Below are 15,227 nucleotides of genomic sequence, written 5' to 3' on the forward strand. Positions count from 1 at the left end.
TCCTTATTTGTCTGGTTCTTCTAATAGTTCTATGACTTGAGCGCTACTTAATTCATGGCCTGCGAGAAATAACCCCAGCATTGCTTCTGCCTTTGAAGCGTTATCGCTGTCTTCGTTCAGAACCTGTTTTAGGCGCGTACGAATTAAGTCAATTTCATGGTCAACGAAACCCCGACCTTCTTCTGCCTGACATTCTTCTGGTGCATTGTCGAAGCTCAAAAATAACAGATTGCCGTCGAGTTGTGTTTCCACCAATCTTTCCGGCAGCCACTCTTCTCCCATAACAATATCTGGGTCAGTGTTGGTCGGCAAATTATTAAGGATGGAAATGAGTTCTGATACTTTCACTTTTTATTCGTTATCGTTAGGGCTAGCGACATAACTGGCACAACTCGTTAGGTAATTCATTCTATTTCAACGAGATTCAATGCCAATTTATCAAAGCATAAGATTTATTCTGTCACGTATATGACAACTTTTCACATTGTAACGGCCCATTTAGAAAGAACATAAGCGTAAATTTTCAATTAACGAATGATTGCTTTTTTATCGACCAATTTTATAGAAAATACGTGAAATGGCTCCGGCATGCCTCACTTCTGGCATTTATGGTTGGGGCTTGAATGTGTTTCTATTTTACAACGAGATCAAAGGTCGGATTTGTCACCGCGAAAAATATCACCCATTCTCATGGGGATGAAAACTAAAACATTATTATCCCAGCTAAATTTTGTTTATCGAGCAAAGGTTAAGGCCGTTTGTAATGCGTCTGATGAATTCGATGGCATGAGTAAGATGAGCATCGATTCGTCATTCAATATTCAAATTGAGGGATCAAACTGTACCAATGACGAGTTCGCCAAACGTTTCTTTGTGGTTCACGGAGAGGGGCATTTGGAGGGCGACGGATGGTTAGTGCTTTACGTTAACTCATTAGAAGTGAGCGAAGGTGAGGAAATAGAGATTCCCAGTGACGTTGCGTTCGATGCAATGATAGAAAATAGGGTGCAAGAGGCAGAGGCATATTTAGAGCAACTCTATGTAAGCGCAATGGAAAACATAGAACAAAGGTCAGATGACGACTTTACATGAAACGTATCACGCCAATATGCTGACTGCCATTTCGATACCTTATCCTTTCACTATGTCCCGTTATAGCTATTTTCAGGGAATTCCTTTTTACCTACATCATGGAGAAATTATTTTTTCAGTATAGGTAACTGTCATACAGTAATTTTTAGCTATTCATCGAGGTTCATTGGGCATGAAAATACAAATAAGGCAACTACGGTGGGGGTGGCTTCTTACCGCCCTTGTATTAGTCGGTTGTGATATGTCGGTTAGCCACATGTATTCCACAGTAGATAAGAGCCGCACATACCCTACAAACGGTGAACAGATATATTTCACCGGAAGGAGTCAAAGCGGAAGTATGATTACTTATCAAGAGGGTAATATGCATGCTCGGATGCATTTTACTGCTTGTGCCGACTGCCATGGCGAGTACCGCGAAGGTGGTCGGCGGATGTATCCGTCTTTCTGGCAGAAGGCTCCTTCATTGAAAGCCGAGGTTTTGTTTGGCGATCATGGTGATGGACATGGCGATCATCCGGCTTACGACAAAGAAAGTCTTAAAAAGGTGATAACCTTCGGTGTCGACCCGTCCGGAGAGCATCTGGATTCGACAATGCCACGTTGGATGATGAGTGAACAGGATCTAGATGATTTAGTCAATTATTTGGCCGAAGGTACTTCGGGGACAGAGGCGCAGGATCACTAACCTTTCTAGTGGGTTGTATCAAGCCTCAATAAGCAGAGGAGGTTCAAGTGAACAATTCTCATATCCATAATGAGCATGGTGTGACGTATGAGCTAATCATCGATGGGGCGACCTGCGCCAGTTGTACCAGAAAGATAGAGCAAGCCTTATTGGAGGTAGATGGCGTAGACAATGCCACAATGAACTTTGCTTTACGTACCGTGACAGTAACGGGAAGCGCCTCTCCTGAGATGTTGATAAAAGCGGTTGAGCGTGTGGGGTATAACGCCAGAAGTAGCGAAGAAGCAAGCGATGAAGAGTTGCTGGATGACAAAGAGCAAGCCGACTGGGCATACTACAAGCGCTTGATACGTGAAATGACAGTCGCCTTGTCAATTGGTATTCCTTTAATGCTCTACAGTATTGTTATCGGTGAAATGACAGTCACAACAACCACAGAGCGAATTGCATGGTTTGTCGTCGGATTGCTGACTTTAGGGGTGATGTATTTCTCGGGCAAGCATTTTTATATTGGCGCATGGAAGTCCTTTGTCAACCATAGCGCTAATATGGATACCCTCATTGCACTAGGTACTGGAACGGCATGGCTTTATTCCATGGTCGTGGTTTTTTTCCCGAATTTTGTACCGGAAATGGCACGCCATGTCTATTTTGAAGCTTCCGCCATGATTATTGGCTTAATTGACCTTGGTTTAGCCCTGGAGATAAAAGCTCGGGGGCGAACATCAGAAGCGATTAAGCGGTTAATTGGCTTACAGGCAAAGACGGCTCGGGTAAATCGAGATGGTAAAGATGTTGATATTGCTATTGAGCAAGTACTGCTTGGTGATAACGTCAGAGTCAGGCCGGGAGAAAAAATTCCAGTGGATGGGGAGGTACTAGAGGGCCACACCACCGTAGATGAATCGATGTTGACGGGTGAGCCTATGCCAGTCGAGAAAGTCACTGGTGATAAGGTGGTCGCAGGGACAATGAACAAAAGTGGCTCAATCTTATTTGAAGCGACCAGGGTTGGTAAAGATACCGCGTTGGCGCAAATTATAAGCATGGTGAAGCGGGCACAAAACTCAAAGCCGCCTATTGGACGCCTTGCTGACGTCATCTCTGCTTATTTTGTGCCCGTAGTGATGATTATTGCCATCGTCAGTGCCCTTATGTGGCTCAACTTTGGCCCAGCCCCCGCAGTCGCCTTTGCCACTGTATCTGCTACCTCTGTGTTAATTATTGCCTGTCCTTGTGCTTTGGGGTTGGCAACACCTATGTCCGTTATGGTTGGGGTCGGTAAAGCCGCAGAAGCCGGAGTATTGATCCGAAATGGTGAGGCTTTGCAGACATCGTCAAAAATAACCGCCATGATCCTTGATAAAACCGGCACGATAACGCTGGGGTCGCCTAAAGTGACCCGTATCCATTTGGCAGAAGCCTCTGATGAAAATGAAGTATTGCAATTGGCTGCCAGCCTTGAGGCAGGTTCCGAACACCCATTGGCGTTGTCGATTGTTGAATCAGTCCAAGATCGGGACTTGGTGCCTGAACATGCTGAGAAATTTCAGGCGATAGCCGGACATGGAGTCGAAGGCGTCGTCCGTGGACATCGATTGTTTTTTGGTAACGAAAAGCTGATGCGCGATCAGTCAATTGATATTGAACCACATATCGAAACGGCTCAGCTAATGGCCAAAGAAGCGCAGACACCTATGTACCTTGCCGTCGATGGTAAGCTAGCTGCCATCATTGCCGTTTCCGATCCGATAAAAGAAGACTCCATCAGTGCAATCAAGCGATTGCAGAACAATGGTATTCGCGTCGTGATGCTCACCGGCGACAATAGGGCAACAGCCAAAGCCGTTGCCGAAAAAGTGGGAATTAAGGAGTTTTTCGCAGAAGTCTTGCCTGAAGATAAATCAAATAAAGTCGCAGAGCTTCAAATCGAGGGGGAAATCGTTGGCATGACCGGTGACGGTATCAATGATGCTCCTGCTCTGGCCTTGGCCAATGTTGGCTTTGCCATCGGTACAGGAACCGATGTGGCTATTGAGAGTGCTGATATTACATTGATGCGAGGATCCTTACACGGTCTTGCGGATGCTATAGCGGTAAGTAAAGCAACGTTACGCAATATAAAACAAAACTTATTCGGAGCGTTTATTTATAACGTCGCTGGTGTTCCGTTTGCTGCCGGACTGTTTTATCCGTTCTTCGGGGTGCTGTTAAATCCTGTAATCGCTGGCGCGGCAATGGCATTCTCATCATTAACCGTAGTGAGTAATGCAAATCGATTACGGTTGTTTAAGGCAAAAGAACATTAACGGGAGGGAGTGACATGATAATAATTAATCTACTCGGGCTGCTGTTAATAGGCTTAATTGTCTGGTGGTTTTGGCTGTATAAAGCAAAAGAGGTGACGGCGGATAAGGGGGTAATAACGATAAAAGTTGAAAACGGTACCTATGAGCCATCACGTGTACGAGTAGAGGCAGGTAAGCCTATAACATTACGGTTTCTGCGCAAAGATGCTTCACCTTGCGCTGCGACCGTGGTATTTGCCGACTTCGATATTAGTGAAGAGCTGCCACTGAACAAAAATAAAGATGTTTTTTTGCTTCCCGGAGCACCAGGAGAATATAGCTTTACCTGTCAGATGCAAATGTACCGTGGTACGTTAATTATTATGGATAAAAAATGAGGTGTCGGCGGATAAGAAGAATAGGGCTGGGTATATATGCCTTAAAAAACTCAGCATTAGTGCGGTTTTTTGTTCGAACCTATTGACCTTTCCCTAGGGGAAGGGTTTATATTTTTTAAGTGAGTTTTGTAAATCGATATTGTATCGGTAATTGAGAGGTTGTGATGCTAAAACCGCTGCACACAATTTGGTTGACTGGGCTAACACTGGTTGCTTTAGTGCTCTCCAGTATGCCTGTTAATGCATCTCTTAATTCACCAGTTCTGAGTGCGCAGCCGTCACTCTCTCTATCACATGATGCACACATAGATTGTTCATCATCACAACATGAGATTCTCGCTGTAAAAACTGACTGCCATGACACAGCAAATAGCGATGTTTCTGCGCATCAATGCTGTCCCGCAAGCTGTACGGCCAGTTATCCACTCATATCACAAGTTATCGTTAGTCATCATCAAACCTCTCGTTTGATACCTTTCCTTGCAGACACTGTCGAGTATGCCAACTCGGTTACTCGTTCGTTATACCGACCTCCAATAGTATAAATCCTTCAAGGGCTATCGCTCTGTCCATCGTTACATTCACAAGCTCATTCTAAATAGCGCTTGTCAATATAACCTGCTCATCCACGTCATTAGTTTAACGAACACTTAGTAGCCGTGCTTATAAGCGCGAGAAGGTAACTTCATGAATACCAGAAGATTTTTAGTCTGTTTTTCTGCCTTTCTATTAGGTTCTCATGCACTTACCGCATTTGCCCATAATCACCCAATGGAACAAATTAGTGTAGAAGAGGCAAACCAAGGTGTACCAGCATTAACATTGGATTCCGCAAAATTTAAACAAGCTGAAACGCTTTTTCGTACCGTTGGTGGTTATGGCTGCAGCGCCTGCCATGGTCTGTTTGCACAAGGGGGTGGTAACGTGGGAGGCAATATACGAGACCACTCATTAAGCCAGATAAATGATGCGCTAAAAAATGAACCGACAATGCAGCTCCTGAATAATGCGCTTAGCGATGGAGAAAAGTATGCGTTGGCGGGATATCTAAAAGCCTTAGGTAAACTACATCTCGTTGAATGGACGATCGATGGAGACGCTTCATACACCGAAGTAAACGTCGACAAAAGCAATACTAATCAACTGGTTATTTTAAACAAAACCTTTGAAACCCTGGATTTGACGTTGAAGCCGATTGGATCTGGTCGTGCGTTGTCAATTGAACCTTATGAGACAAAATCCTACTCATGGACCTCAAATGCCGGTGATTACAGATTGAAGTACAAACAGCATGTTCTTGACATGCATGTCATGTTCTAAAAAATTAAGGGAAATTTGATGAAAAAGTATCTTAACATTACCGCAATTTCAGCACTTGTGTTTAGTGTAAATGCCTTCGCTAACCCGGTCGTGGAACTCTATAAATCACCAACATGTGGTTGTTGCAGCCAATGGGCGGCCACAATGGAGAAAGAAGGCTATCAAGTCAACGTTCACAAACAACACAACTGGGATTCAGTGAAAGCGCCTTTCAATATGCCTAAACAACTTAGCTCATGCCATACCGCGATTATTGATGGCTATATGATTGAAGGTCATGTTCCAGAGGCAGAGGTAGCCCGTCTTCTAAAAGAACGTCCGGCAAATATATCAGGCATATCAGTACCAGGAATGCCTCGATATTCCCCAGGTATGGCTCGTGATGGAGAAGCATATAAAAACTTCAACGTTGTCGCTTTCGATAAAAATGGTAAACCAAGCCTGTATAAAAAATATGACTAACGCGCTACTGCTTAAGAGTTTTGGTATTAGCGTATAACATGGAGAATATATTATGAGTTGCTGTAATCGACCTCCTGCAGGAGGCCCCAACAATAACGAAATGGGTTCTATGCTTAAAGGGATAGGTGTGTTGTTAGTCTTGATCTTAGCGTTAGCTTATTTCTTTGGTTAGAGTTCATTTGTTTTCAGATAACAATCCGGCCACTTACATACTACTGGCCGGATTGTTCGTGCCATGAGACATAACTAACTCGCGGAGCGCAAGGTGATTTGGAAGGCCGTATGTTGGCCTTTAGACTTTACATTTATCTCACCATCATAGGCGTGCACAATTGATTGAGTGATGGATAAGCCTAATCCAGCGCCAATGCTCCCCAGATTTTGGCGTGATTTATCTGCCCGATAAAAACGATCGAAAATATACGGTAAGCTTTGCTTAGGAATCTCGTCACCCTGGTTACTGACTGATATTGTTAAGTGTTTGCCGACTTCTTGTACTTTAATAGTGATCGTCGAATGAGCATAAGCATGGCGAATGGCATTAGAAAGCAAATTGCCCACGGCTCGCTCAAACATATTCTTATCCATGTAGAGTCGCCCTTTACCAGAGCTTACTATCTGCACTTCGGCATCATCAGCGAGTATCTCAAAATACTCCACTAGGCGAGCAAGTTCCTCATGCACTGCGAACACTTCGTCATTGCGATGGATTAGCTTGTTTTCTGCTTTCGCGATGTACAGCAAATCGTTGATGGTCTTAGTGATGCGATAGAGCTCTTCTAACGTTGAGGCTATCGCATCCTGATACTCTTCTGGAGATCGGCAGGCCCCCAGAATAACCTGGTTTTGCGTCGTAATATTGGTAAGTGGCGTTTTTAATTCATGGGCAATATCCGAAGAAAACTCGCTTAACCGACGAAACCCCATCTGTAATCTATCGAGCATTGCATTGTGTTTATTTGCCAAGTCTCTAAGTTCTGTTGGCAAAGAATCAGGATCGACACGGATCCCCATTTGTTCTAGCGAAACCTGCTGAATGTGCTTATTAAGTCCAACCAGCGGCTGAAGCCCTCGCTTTACGATAAAGCTGCTAAATACAGAAGAGACGATAAATGCAAAGCCAAGTAACCAGAATAGAATCCAATTCAACTTGTCTAAAAATAAAAAGTGGTGATTGATACTCATACCAAGCACGACCACATAGTCGCCCGCCTGAAATGCAAAGGCTCGTATATTGAGCGAATCTTCGCTCCATTCTATCGCCCGGTCGTTGTTTAAAATTTGTGGAGAGCTGAGGGCATAAGCTCGGACTTTAGGAATTGTTAGGCGTGAGTTTTTATAGAGAATGTTCTCGCCTTCAAACACCCACATGTAGAGTGGGGTGCTGTTTGACTGTTTGAATACTGACTCCGGCGATTTTTCTAAATCCTTGTCAATGGCATTAAACTTACTGGAGATATAGTTGAAGTCTTGGGTGTAGAAGTGGCGTTCTATCGCATACTGAAGAATGAATGCCAAAGAAAAATAGGTGACAAACGTCATGCCAATGAACATCAGCACGAGCCTGTTTTTCATAGAGAAAGGGAGTGGAAATTTAAGCATCCGAGATATCTTCTAATTTGTAGCCCATTCCTCTAATGGTGTGAATCATTGGTTTATCGAAAGGTTTATCTACTTTATTGCGCAGGCGTTTCACCGCCACATCAATGACGTTGGTATCACTGTCAAAATTCATATCCCAGACTAACGAGGCAATCGTGGTGCGCGAAAGAACTTGTCCCGCTTTCCGCATCATCAGTTCTAATAGCGCATATTCTTTGGCTGTAAGGGGGATTGAGTGTCCTGCTCGGGTGGCAACTCGTTTTATCATATCCAGTTCCAAATCCGCAACGCGCAATGTTTGAGGCGAAGCGACCACCTGCGCTGCAGTATGATGACGAAATACATTTTGAATTCGTGCCATTAGCTCAGCGAATGCATATGGTTTTACTACATAATCATTGGCGCCAAGTTCGAAACCACGTACACGATCTTCTACTTGTTCTTTCGCTGTCAGCATAATGACTGGCGTGTGAATCCCGCTACTGCGCAATGTATTAAGCACCTGCCAACCGTCGAGTTTTGGCAACATTATGTCGAGGATAATCAGGTCATACTCTTCACTGGTCGCGTGGTAGAGCCCGTCGACACCGTCGTGCACTAAGTCCACTACATACCCAGACTCAATCAAACCCTTTTGTAGATATTCTCCGGCTTTATGTTCATCTTCGACGATCAGTATCTTCAAGTTAACTTACCTATATCATCATTAGCGGGATGGGTAAACGCTCAGTATAAATAGTTAAAAAAGAGCATAATGTGAGCCACAGTATACTCTTTTCCATCGACATGACATTATTGATTATCACGACGTTCGACATAATGCACTTTTACGTTCACCTTACCCAGGTACTCCAGTTGACCATTTTCATTCATGCGTTCTTGTACCGTGACGAAACCCCCATCGTTCAAGTGCGTGCTTCGTGATTTCACATTGAAGGTCAAAATATTGAACTCTTTGTTCAGTTCGCTGGCTGGCAACGATTTAAGAGTATTAAGTTCCGATAACGCTTGTTGATAAGCTTCATCCGACGTTGACGTTGGTGCGACATAAATCGTTTTCATTTCTTCTCGGCTAACGTAGTTGCCTGCCGTGTAAAGCGGTTGAGCCAATGCAGATGCGCTGGTTAATGTCATTACAGTAACGAAAAGAGCCGTTTTGATTTTGTTCATGTTTTTATCCTTTGAGTGCTTGTTTTCAGTGTTGACATTATTGAATATCACCTCTGACACCATCCTTTCAGTAAAGTGACTTTTTTGTCATCAAAGGTCAGTTTTTAATCACGATCAGACACAACGGAATTTGTCATATAGGGGGCTTAAAAACTGGGAACAAATTTTTGGATTCAATTAAATAGAGAACATAACGCGATCAATCTTACAGGAGTATTATAAGAGTTTTGTGTTTGATGCAGGGAGCTTTTGACACCCGGAACCTGATATATAACCTGCTGATTGCGAACTATACTTATTTAAAGTGTCAATCGAGCTAATCCATTATGTGTCATGTTTTACTCGCACTTCCTTTATTAGTACTGCCAATTTTTTGGTTGGCTCCTTTATCCATCGCGATTCCAGTCTATGGCCTGATTTTTACGATTTCTGTGATCATCTATTGGCTTGCCTATCGTGCGATGCATTTACCCGTTGTTACGGGGGCTGAAGCGCTTCTTCACCAAGTGGGGACAATAGTCGGCATAAAGAACGGGTTATATAAGGTTCGTTTAAACAATGAATATTGGAATGCGCGTTCTGATGAGCAGTTGCAATCAGGCGAGCATGTCGAGGTTTGTTCGGTTCATGGGAATACGTTGGACATTAAACGTAGTAAACATTGAATGGCGAGAACAATAAACAGCGTCAGGAAAACTTTTACAACGTGTATAAGTTAGTAGTTACAATGAAAAAAGGGATGGCATCTCGCCATCCCTTTCAGATCTATTAGGTTTGAGTGAAGCTTAAGCCAGAGTCGCTAGCTGGCTTTGTGCTTCAGTGATGCCTTTCGCTGCCGCATCTTCACCCATGTTCAGCGCTTCAGCGTAAACAAATTCCACGTCAGCAATGCCTACGAAACCAAGTACGGTACGTAGGTAAGGTGTTACGTTGTCTGTCGCTGTATCTTTATGAATACCACCACGCGTTGTTACCACTATCGCTTTCTTGTTTTCGAATAGGCCTTGAACACCATTTTCTGTGTATTTAAATGTCACACCTGCGCGAGCAATCAAGTCAATCCAGTTTTTAAGCTGAGTTGGGATAGTGAAGTTGTACATTGGTGCTGCAATTACTAGCGTATCCGCTGCTTTAACTTCTTCGATAAGCGCGTCCGACAAGTCGACAACTTGCTGTTGTTCTTGAGAAAGATCACCTGCCGAGCGTAGTGCTGTCGCTACCGTCAGATCGAGTACTGGCAGTGGGTTCGCAGCAAGATCACGAACAGTTAGTTTGTCTTGACCTACATTCTTGATGAATTCTTCAACCAATTTATTTGATTGTGAGTGGTCGCCAAGGATGCTTGATTTTAGAGCTAGTACACGAGACATAATGCTTATTCCTTAAATAAGTGCTTTCGACTATGTAACGCATTATAAGCAACGAACTGATATTCTAAAGCCGACGTGTTTGCTTAAGTTGTTCGAAAAAATTGAATAACCTTTCCGTTGTCTTGTTTTGGCCCTGTTGTGATACAATTCGCGCAGTTTTATGTAATGAAAAGAATAGGAAACGCTTTGACTTCGTCACAGCCTACAAAAAAGATACTCGCTGAAGCGCAATCTGCACCAGAGAATGGATCAAAGAAAGTTCAAGCCCCTCAGGCTCAAGTGAACAATGCTGCTTCTCTACGCAAAGCGCTCAATCAGTGCATGATGCGAGACCGTTTTCGTTTAAGCAAACGTATTTCCGGTGCAAGCAAAATTAAGAAAGAAGCGTCACGCAACGCCGTGTTTGATGAAATCGCATTAGACATTGCAAAATCAATGATGGCCGTGGAGCAACGCAGTAGTTACCAGCCAAAAATTGAATATCCAGCCATCCTGCCGGTTAGCCAGAAAAAAGATGACATTGCAAAGGCGATTGATGAAAACCAAGTGGTTATCATTGCAGGTGAAACGGGTTCGGGTAAAACCACGCAGATACCAAAAATCTGTGCTGAGCTTGGCCGCGGGAAATTTGGCCTGATTGGTCATACTCAGCCTCGTCGTCTTGCTGCTCGTTCTGTCGCGAATCGCATCGCAGAAGAAATGGAAACCAAGCTCGGTGAATTTGTTGGTTATAAAGTTCGATTTAACGATCAAATCTCAGAAAACACGCAGATTAAATTGATGACGGACGGTATTTTGCTGGCAGAAATTCAGCATGACCGTTTTTTGAATCAATATGACACCATCATTATCGATGAAGCGCACGAGCGTAGCTTGAACATCGATTTTATTTTGGGCTACCTAAAAGAACTTCTGCCACGTCGTCCTGATTTAAAAGTCATCATCACCTCGGCAACCATCGATCCGGAACGTTTTTCAAAGCACTTCAACGATGCTCCAATCATTGAAGTCTCTGGTCGAACTTACCCGGTAGAAACACGTTACCGTCCGCTAAGTGGTGATGAGGATAACGACCGCGATCAGTTAGAAGGTATCTTCGAAGCGGTTGACGAACTGTGTGATGAAGGTTTGGGGGACATCCTGATCTTTATGAACGGTGAACGTGAAATCCGTGATACGGCAGATGCGCTTTCTAAACGTAATCTTAAGAGTACAGAAATTGTACCTCTGTATGCGCGTTTGTCGGCAGGCGAGCAGAACAAGATATTCCAACCACACGCAGGGCGCCGCATTGTATTGGCAACCAACGTAGCGGAAACTTCGTTAACTGTTCCGGGCATCAAATACGTGATTGACCCGGGTACCGCGCGTATCAGTCGATACAGTTACCGCACGAAGGTACAGCGTCTTCCAATTGAGCCGGTTTCTCAGGCAAGTGCAAACCAGCGTAAAGGTCGTTGTGGCCGTGTGGAAGAGGGTATCTGCATTCGCCTCTACTCAGAGGAAGATTTTGAGTCACGCCCAGAGTTTACCGATCCAGAGATCCTGCGTACCAACTTGGCGTCAGTAATCCTGCAAATGACGGCTCTTGGCTTGGGCGATATCCAAGCGTTCCCATTTGTGGAAGCACCGGACAAACGCAATATTCAAGATGGTGTGCGCCTGTTAGAAGAATTGGGTGCCATTAATTCAGATGCGAAAGATCCGAAAAAACGCCTCACTCCAACTGGTCGCCAACTGGCACGCCTACCAATCGACCCACGTCTTGCGCGTATGGTGTTGGAAGCGCCAAAGTATGGTGCGCTAAAAGAGGTGATGGTGATTGCTGCGGCTTTGTCTATCCAAGATCCGCGTGAACGTCCATCGGACAAACAGCAATCTTCTGACGATAAGCACCGTCGTTTTTTCCACGAAGAATCAGACTTCCTGACGTTTGTAAATTTGTGGGACTACCTAAAGAAACAACAAAAAGCACTGACTGGGAATCAATTCCGTAAACAGTGTAAGCAAGATTACCTGAACTACTTGCGTATTCGTGAGTGGCAAGATGTTTACTTCCAGATTCACCAATCGATGCATGAAATGGAATTCAAGCTCAATGACGAACCAGCTTCATACCATGGTGTACATAGCGCCATTTTGGTTGGTTTACTATCGCACATCGGTATGAAAGATCAGGAGAAGAATGAGTATCAAGGTGCGCGTAATGCCCGATTCCATATCTTCCCAGCTTCAGGCTTATTTAAAAAGCAGCCTAAGTGGATCATGTCTGCGGAACTGGTTGAAACTTCAAAGCTTTGGGGCCGTATTATTGCGAAAATTCAGCCTGAATGGATTGAGCCTCTGGCCAAACACCTGATCAAGCGCAGCTACAGTGAACCACACTGGTCGAAAAAGCGTGCCGCCGTTATGGCTTACGAAAAAGTGATGCTTTACGGAGTGCCGATCGTCCCTAAACGTTTGGTGAATTATGGCAACATTGATGGAACGGTCAGTCGTGAAATATTCATCCGCAGTGCGTTGGTTGAAGGTGAGTGGGAAACCAAGCACGCCTTCTTCAAGCAAAACCGTAAACTTCTGCAAGAAGTCGAAGAGCTAGAACACAAATCTCGCCGCCGCGACATTTTGGTTGATGATGATGAGTTGTTTGATTTCTACGACCAACGCGTCGGCACAGAAGTAGTATCTGGTAAACACTTTGATACGTGGTGGAAGAAAGCATCAAAAGAAAATGCTGAGCTGCTCAACTTTGAAAAAGAGATGTTGTTCAAGGGGGATGCGAGCCATGTTACTGATTTGGACTACCCGAACTTCTGGCACCAAAATGGTTTAAAACTCAAGCTTAGCTACCAATTTGAACCGGGTGACGATAGTGACGGTGTCACAGTGCATTTGCCGCTTCCGATCCTTAACCAAGTGGAGCCGGCTGGCTTCGACTGGCAGATCCCAGGGTTGCGCCATGAGCTGGTTGTCAGCCTGATTAAGTCGTTGCCGAAAACCATCCGAAAAAATTTCGTACCAGCACCAAACTATGCTGACGCATTCTTGGCTCGTGTAACGCCAATGGAAGCTCCGTTACTGGACTCGCTTGAGAAAGAGTTGCGCCGTATGACAGGTGTCGAAGTACTGCGTGATGACTGGAACATGGAGCAGGTACCGGATCATTTGAAAGTCACCTTCCGTGCGGTTGATCACCGAAATCGTAAGCTGAAAGAGAACCGCGACCTTCATGAACTGAAAGAAAGTCTTAAAGATAAGGTTCAGGAAACACTTTCAAAAGTCGCTGACGATGATATCGAGCAGCAGGGCTTGCACACGTGGAGCTTTGGCGAGCTACCGAAAGTGTATCAGCAAAAACGTGGCGGTTATGACGTTAAAGCGTACCCGGCACTTGTTGATACCAAAGACAGTGTTGAAATCAAACTGTACGAAACGGAATACGAGCAAATCTCGGCGATGCAAGCTGGTCAGCGTCGATTAATTTTATTAAACGTTCCGTCACCAATTAAATACTTGCACGCCAACTTGCCGAACAAATCAAAACTAGGTTTGTACTTTAACCCTTACGGTAAAGTACTGGATCTGATTGACGACTGTATTGCTTGTGGTGTCGATAAACTTATCGAAGAGCATGGTGGTTTGGTTTGGGAGCCAGAGCAGTTTGAAGCTTTGAAAGAACACGTTCGAGCGGAACTTGGTGATACTGTGGTAGAAATTGCTAAGCAAGTAGAAACCATTTTGACCACGGCCTTTAACATCAATAAGAAGTTGAAAGGTAAGATCGACTTTACTATGGCGTTCGCCCTCTCTGATATCAAAGCTCAAGTTGAAGGACTGATCTTCAAAGGCTTTGCAACTGAATGTGGCTGGAAACGTCTACCGGACATTCTTCGTTACATGCGTGCCATTGAACGCCGTATGGAGAAATTGCCAATCGATCCGAATAAGGACCGCCTACATATGCTGAAAATCGAATCGGTGACGAATGACTACAAAGAGTTACTGAATAAGATTCCTAAAGGCATGGCAATTCCAGAAAACGTAAAAGAAGTGCGTTGGATGTTAGAAGAGCTACGTGTTAGTTACTTTGCTCAACAGTTAGGCACACCGTATCCGGTTTCTGATAAACGAGTCAAAAACGCAATTGATGCATGCTAGTCGTGTCGTACAATCGTAATCGCGATTTATATCAACGCGCGTGCGGTTACTGGTACGGTAATTGCTTTTGATTTATCAAAGTATTGTTTTTAGTTCTAGGGAGGCAATCAATTGCCTCCCTTGTATTCGCAGTGCCTGCGTCTTGTCGACAAGATGCGGGATCAAAAAGAGTAAAAGGTAAATGATGAAAAAAACTCTATTAGCAGTGGCACTACTTGGCGCATCTTCTGCGGCAATGGCAGATTCTTGGATCTACGGTGGCGCTTCAGTAGGTCAATCTGACTACAAAGGTGAGACTGATACAGCATACTCAGTGCACGTGGGTACAGGCATTCTTCCGATTATCGGTATTGAAGCTGGTGTGACACAACACGGTGAATTCAACATTGATGGTCGCGATACTGAGCTTACCTCTTACTACGCAGCTCTAAAGCCAAGCATCGATTTTGGTCCTCTGCACATTTACGCAAAAGGTGGTATCCACCAGTGGGATAAAGAAGTGAAAGGCGGTAGTGACGATGACGACGTCGATCTAATGTACGGCGTTGGCGCTGAATACTTCATTTTTGGTCCACTGTCTGTGGGTGCAAGCTACATGAATTACACGGCTGATAAAGACGATATCGGTACGTTCTCAGTGAATGCATCACTGCACTTCCTATAATTGTCGAGCCTCTCG

General features: G+C 44.4%; 15 protein-coding genes. 9 read left to right on the top strand and 6 right to left on the bottom strand.

Going from position 1 to position 15,227, the window contains the following annotated elements:
- Window positions 1-3: 3 nt before the first annotated feature.
- Window positions 4-348 carry a hypothetical protein gene (locus RXX31_RS06705; RefSeq protein ID WP_317588299.1) on the bottom strand — a complete coding sequence of 115 codons (345 nt, stop codon included), beginning with the start codon at window positions 346-348 and terminating at the stop codon, window positions 4-6.
- A gap of 240 nt (window positions 349-588) precedes the next feature.
- Between RXX31_RS06705 and RXX31_RS06710 the strand changes: the two genes are divergently transcribed.
- The 4 genes from RXX31_RS06710 (at window position 589) to RXX31_RS06725 (ending at window position 4,466) form a co-directional block, all read left to right on the top strand.
- Window positions 589-1,092, top strand: a complete 504-nt coding sequence (locus tag RXX31_RS06710; RefSeq protein ID WP_317588300.1) for a hypothetical protein — start codon at window positions 589-591, stop codon at window positions 1,090-1,092.
- 340 nt (window positions 1,093-1,432) lie between these two features.
- The gene (locus tag RXX31_RS06715; RefSeq protein ID WP_317588301.1) at window positions 1,433-1,780 is read left to right on the top strand and encodes a c-type cytochrome; all 348 of its coding nucleotides are present in this window, start codon (window positions 1,433-1,435) and stop codon (window positions 1,778-1,780) included.
- A 47-nt stretch (window positions 1,781-1,827) separates the two neighbouring features.
- Complete coding sequence (locus tag RXX31_RS06720; protein WP_317588302.1) at window positions 1,828-4,089, top strand: heavy metal translocating P-type ATPase; 2,262 nt, start codon at window positions 1,828-1,830, stop codon at window positions 4,087-4,089.
- Between the two features lie 14 nt (window positions 4,090-4,103).
- Complete coding sequence (locus tag RXX31_RS06725; protein WP_317588303.1) at window positions 4,104-4,466, top strand: cupredoxin domain-containing protein; 363 nt, start codon at window positions 4,104-4,106, stop codon at window positions 4,464-4,466.
- 249 nt (window positions 4,467-4,715) lie between these two features.
- On the opposite strand, the gene RXX31_RS06730 is transcribed toward RXX31_RS06725, so the two are convergent.
- Window positions 4,716-4,892, bottom strand: a complete 177-nt coding sequence (locus RXX31_RS06730) for a hypothetical protein (protein WP_317588304.1) — start codon at window positions 4,890-4,892, stop codon at window positions 4,716-4,718.
- Between the two features lie 261 nt (window positions 4,893-5,153).
- Here RXX31_RS06730 and RXX31_RS06735 point away from each other — a divergent pair, with 261 nt between their 5' ends.
- Together RXX31_RS06735 and RXX31_RS06740 are read left to right on the top strand one after the other, a co-directional pair.
- On the top strand, window positions 5,154-5,786 hold the full coding sequence (locus tag RXX31_RS06735; protein ID WP_317588305.1) for a hypothetical protein: 633 nt from the start codon (window positions 5,154-5,156) through the stop codon (window positions 5,784-5,786).
- An 18-nt stretch (window positions 5,787-5,804) separates the two neighbouring features.
- Window positions 5,805-6,248 (top strand): DUF411 domain-containing protein, encoded by a 444-nt coding sequence (locus RXX31_RS06740; RefSeq protein ID WP_065300091.1) that lies wholly within the window; start codon window positions 5,805-5,807, stop codon window positions 6,246-6,248.
- Between the two features lie 246 nt (window positions 6,249-6,494).
- Here RXX31_RS06740 and RXX31_RS06745 read toward each other — a convergent pair whose 3' ends face one another.
- The 3 genes from RXX31_RS06745 to RXX31_RS06755 form a co-directional block, all read right to left on the bottom strand.
- Window positions 6,495-7,850: a heavy metal sensor histidine kinase gene (locus RXX31_RS06745; protein ID WP_317588306.1), complete on the bottom strand. Its 1,356-nt coding sequence runs from the start codon at window positions 7,848-7,850 to the stop codon at window positions 6,495-6,497.
- The gene (locus RXX31_RS06750; RefSeq protein ID WP_317588307.1) at window positions 7,843-8,535 is read right to left on the bottom strand and encodes a heavy metal response regulator transcription factor; all 693 of its coding nucleotides are present in this window, start codon (window positions 8,533-8,535) and stop codon (window positions 7,843-7,845) included. The genes RXX31_RS06745 and RXX31_RS06750 overlap by 8 nt, the downstream gene beginning before the upstream one ends.
- A 107-nt stretch (window positions 8,536-8,642) precedes the next feature.
- Complete coding sequence (locus RXX31_RS06755) at window positions 8,643-9,020, bottom strand: DUF3316 domain-containing protein (RefSeq protein ID WP_317588308.1); 378 nt, start codon at window positions 9,018-9,020, stop codon at window positions 8,643-8,645.
- A gap of 326 nt (window positions 9,021-9,346) precedes the next feature.
- Between RXX31_RS06755 and RXX31_RS06760 the strand changes: the two genes are divergently transcribed.
- A complete protein-coding gene (locus RXX31_RS06760) occupies window positions 9,347-9,685 on the top strand; it encodes an NfeD family protein (protein ID WP_317588309.1) in 339 nt (112 codons plus the stop codon).
- 120 nt (window positions 9,686-9,805) lie between these two features.
- On the opposite strand, the gene RXX31_RS06765 is transcribed toward RXX31_RS06760, so the two are convergent.
- Window positions 9,806-10,390: an FMN-dependent NADH-azoreductase gene (locus tag RXX31_RS06765; protein WP_317588310.1), complete on the bottom strand. Its 585-nt coding sequence runs from the start codon at window positions 10,388-10,390 to the stop codon at window positions 9,806-9,808.
- Between the two features lie 186 nt (window positions 10,391-10,576).
- Between RXX31_RS06765 and hrpA the strand changes: the two genes are divergently transcribed.
- On the top strand, window positions 10,577-14,548 hold the full coding sequence (gene hrpA / locus RXX31_RS06770) for an ATP-dependent RNA helicase HrpA (protein ID WP_317588311.1): 3,972 nt from the start codon (window positions 10,577-10,579) through the stop codon (window positions 14,546-14,548).
- 184 nt (window positions 14,549-14,732) lie between these two features.
- Complete coding sequence (locus RXX31_RS06775; protein WP_317588600.1) at window positions 14,733-15,212, top strand: porin family protein; 480 nt, start codon at window positions 14,733-14,735, stop codon at window positions 15,210-15,212.
- Window positions 15,213-15,227 lie beyond the last annotated feature (15 nt).

It is taken from the genome of Vibrio sp. EA2, from assembly GCF_033042495.1.
GTDB lineage: Bacteria > Pseudomonadota > Gammaproteobacteria > Enterobacterales > Vibrionaceae > Vibrio.

Coding starts and splice junctions, on each gene's coding strand:
- RXX31_RS06710 (WP_317588300.1), top strand. CDS start 589: ATGCCTCACTTCTGGCATTTATGGTTGGGGCTTGAATGTGTTTCTATT.
- RXX31_RS06715 (WP_317588301.1), top strand. CDS start 1,433: ATGATTACTTATCAAGAGGGTAATATGCATGCTCGGATGCATTTTACT.
- RXX31_RS06725 (WP_317588303.1), top strand. CDS start 4,104: ATGATAATAATTAATCTACTCGGGCTGCTGTTAATAGGCTTAATTGTC.
- RXX31_RS06735 (WP_317588305.1), top strand. CDS start 5,154: ATGAATACCAGAAGATTTTTAGTCTGTTTTTCTGCCTTTCTATTAGGT.
- RXX31_RS06740 (WP_065300091.1), top strand. CDS start 5,805: ATGAAAAAGTATCTTAACATTACCGCAATTTCAGCACTTGTGTTTAGT.
- RXX31_RS06745 (WP_317588306.1), bottom strand. CDS start 7,850: ATGCTTAAATTTCCACTCCCTTTCTCTATGAAAAACAGGCTCGTGCTG.
- RXX31_RS06755 (WP_317588308.1), bottom strand. CDS start 9,020: ATGAACAAAATCAAAACGGCTCTTTTCGTTACTGTAATGACATTAACC.
- RXX31_RS06760 (WP_317588309.1), top strand. CDS start 9,347: ATGTGTCATGTTTTACTCGCACTTCCTTTATTAGTACTGCCAATTTTT.
- RXX31_RS06765 (WP_317588310.1), bottom strand. CDS start 10,390: ATGTCTCGTGTACTAGCTCTAAAATCAAGCATCCTTGGCGACCACTCA.
- RXX31_RS06775 (WP_317588600.1), top strand. CDS start 14,733: ATGAAAAAAACTCTATTAGCAGTGGCACTACTTGGCGCATCTTCTGCG.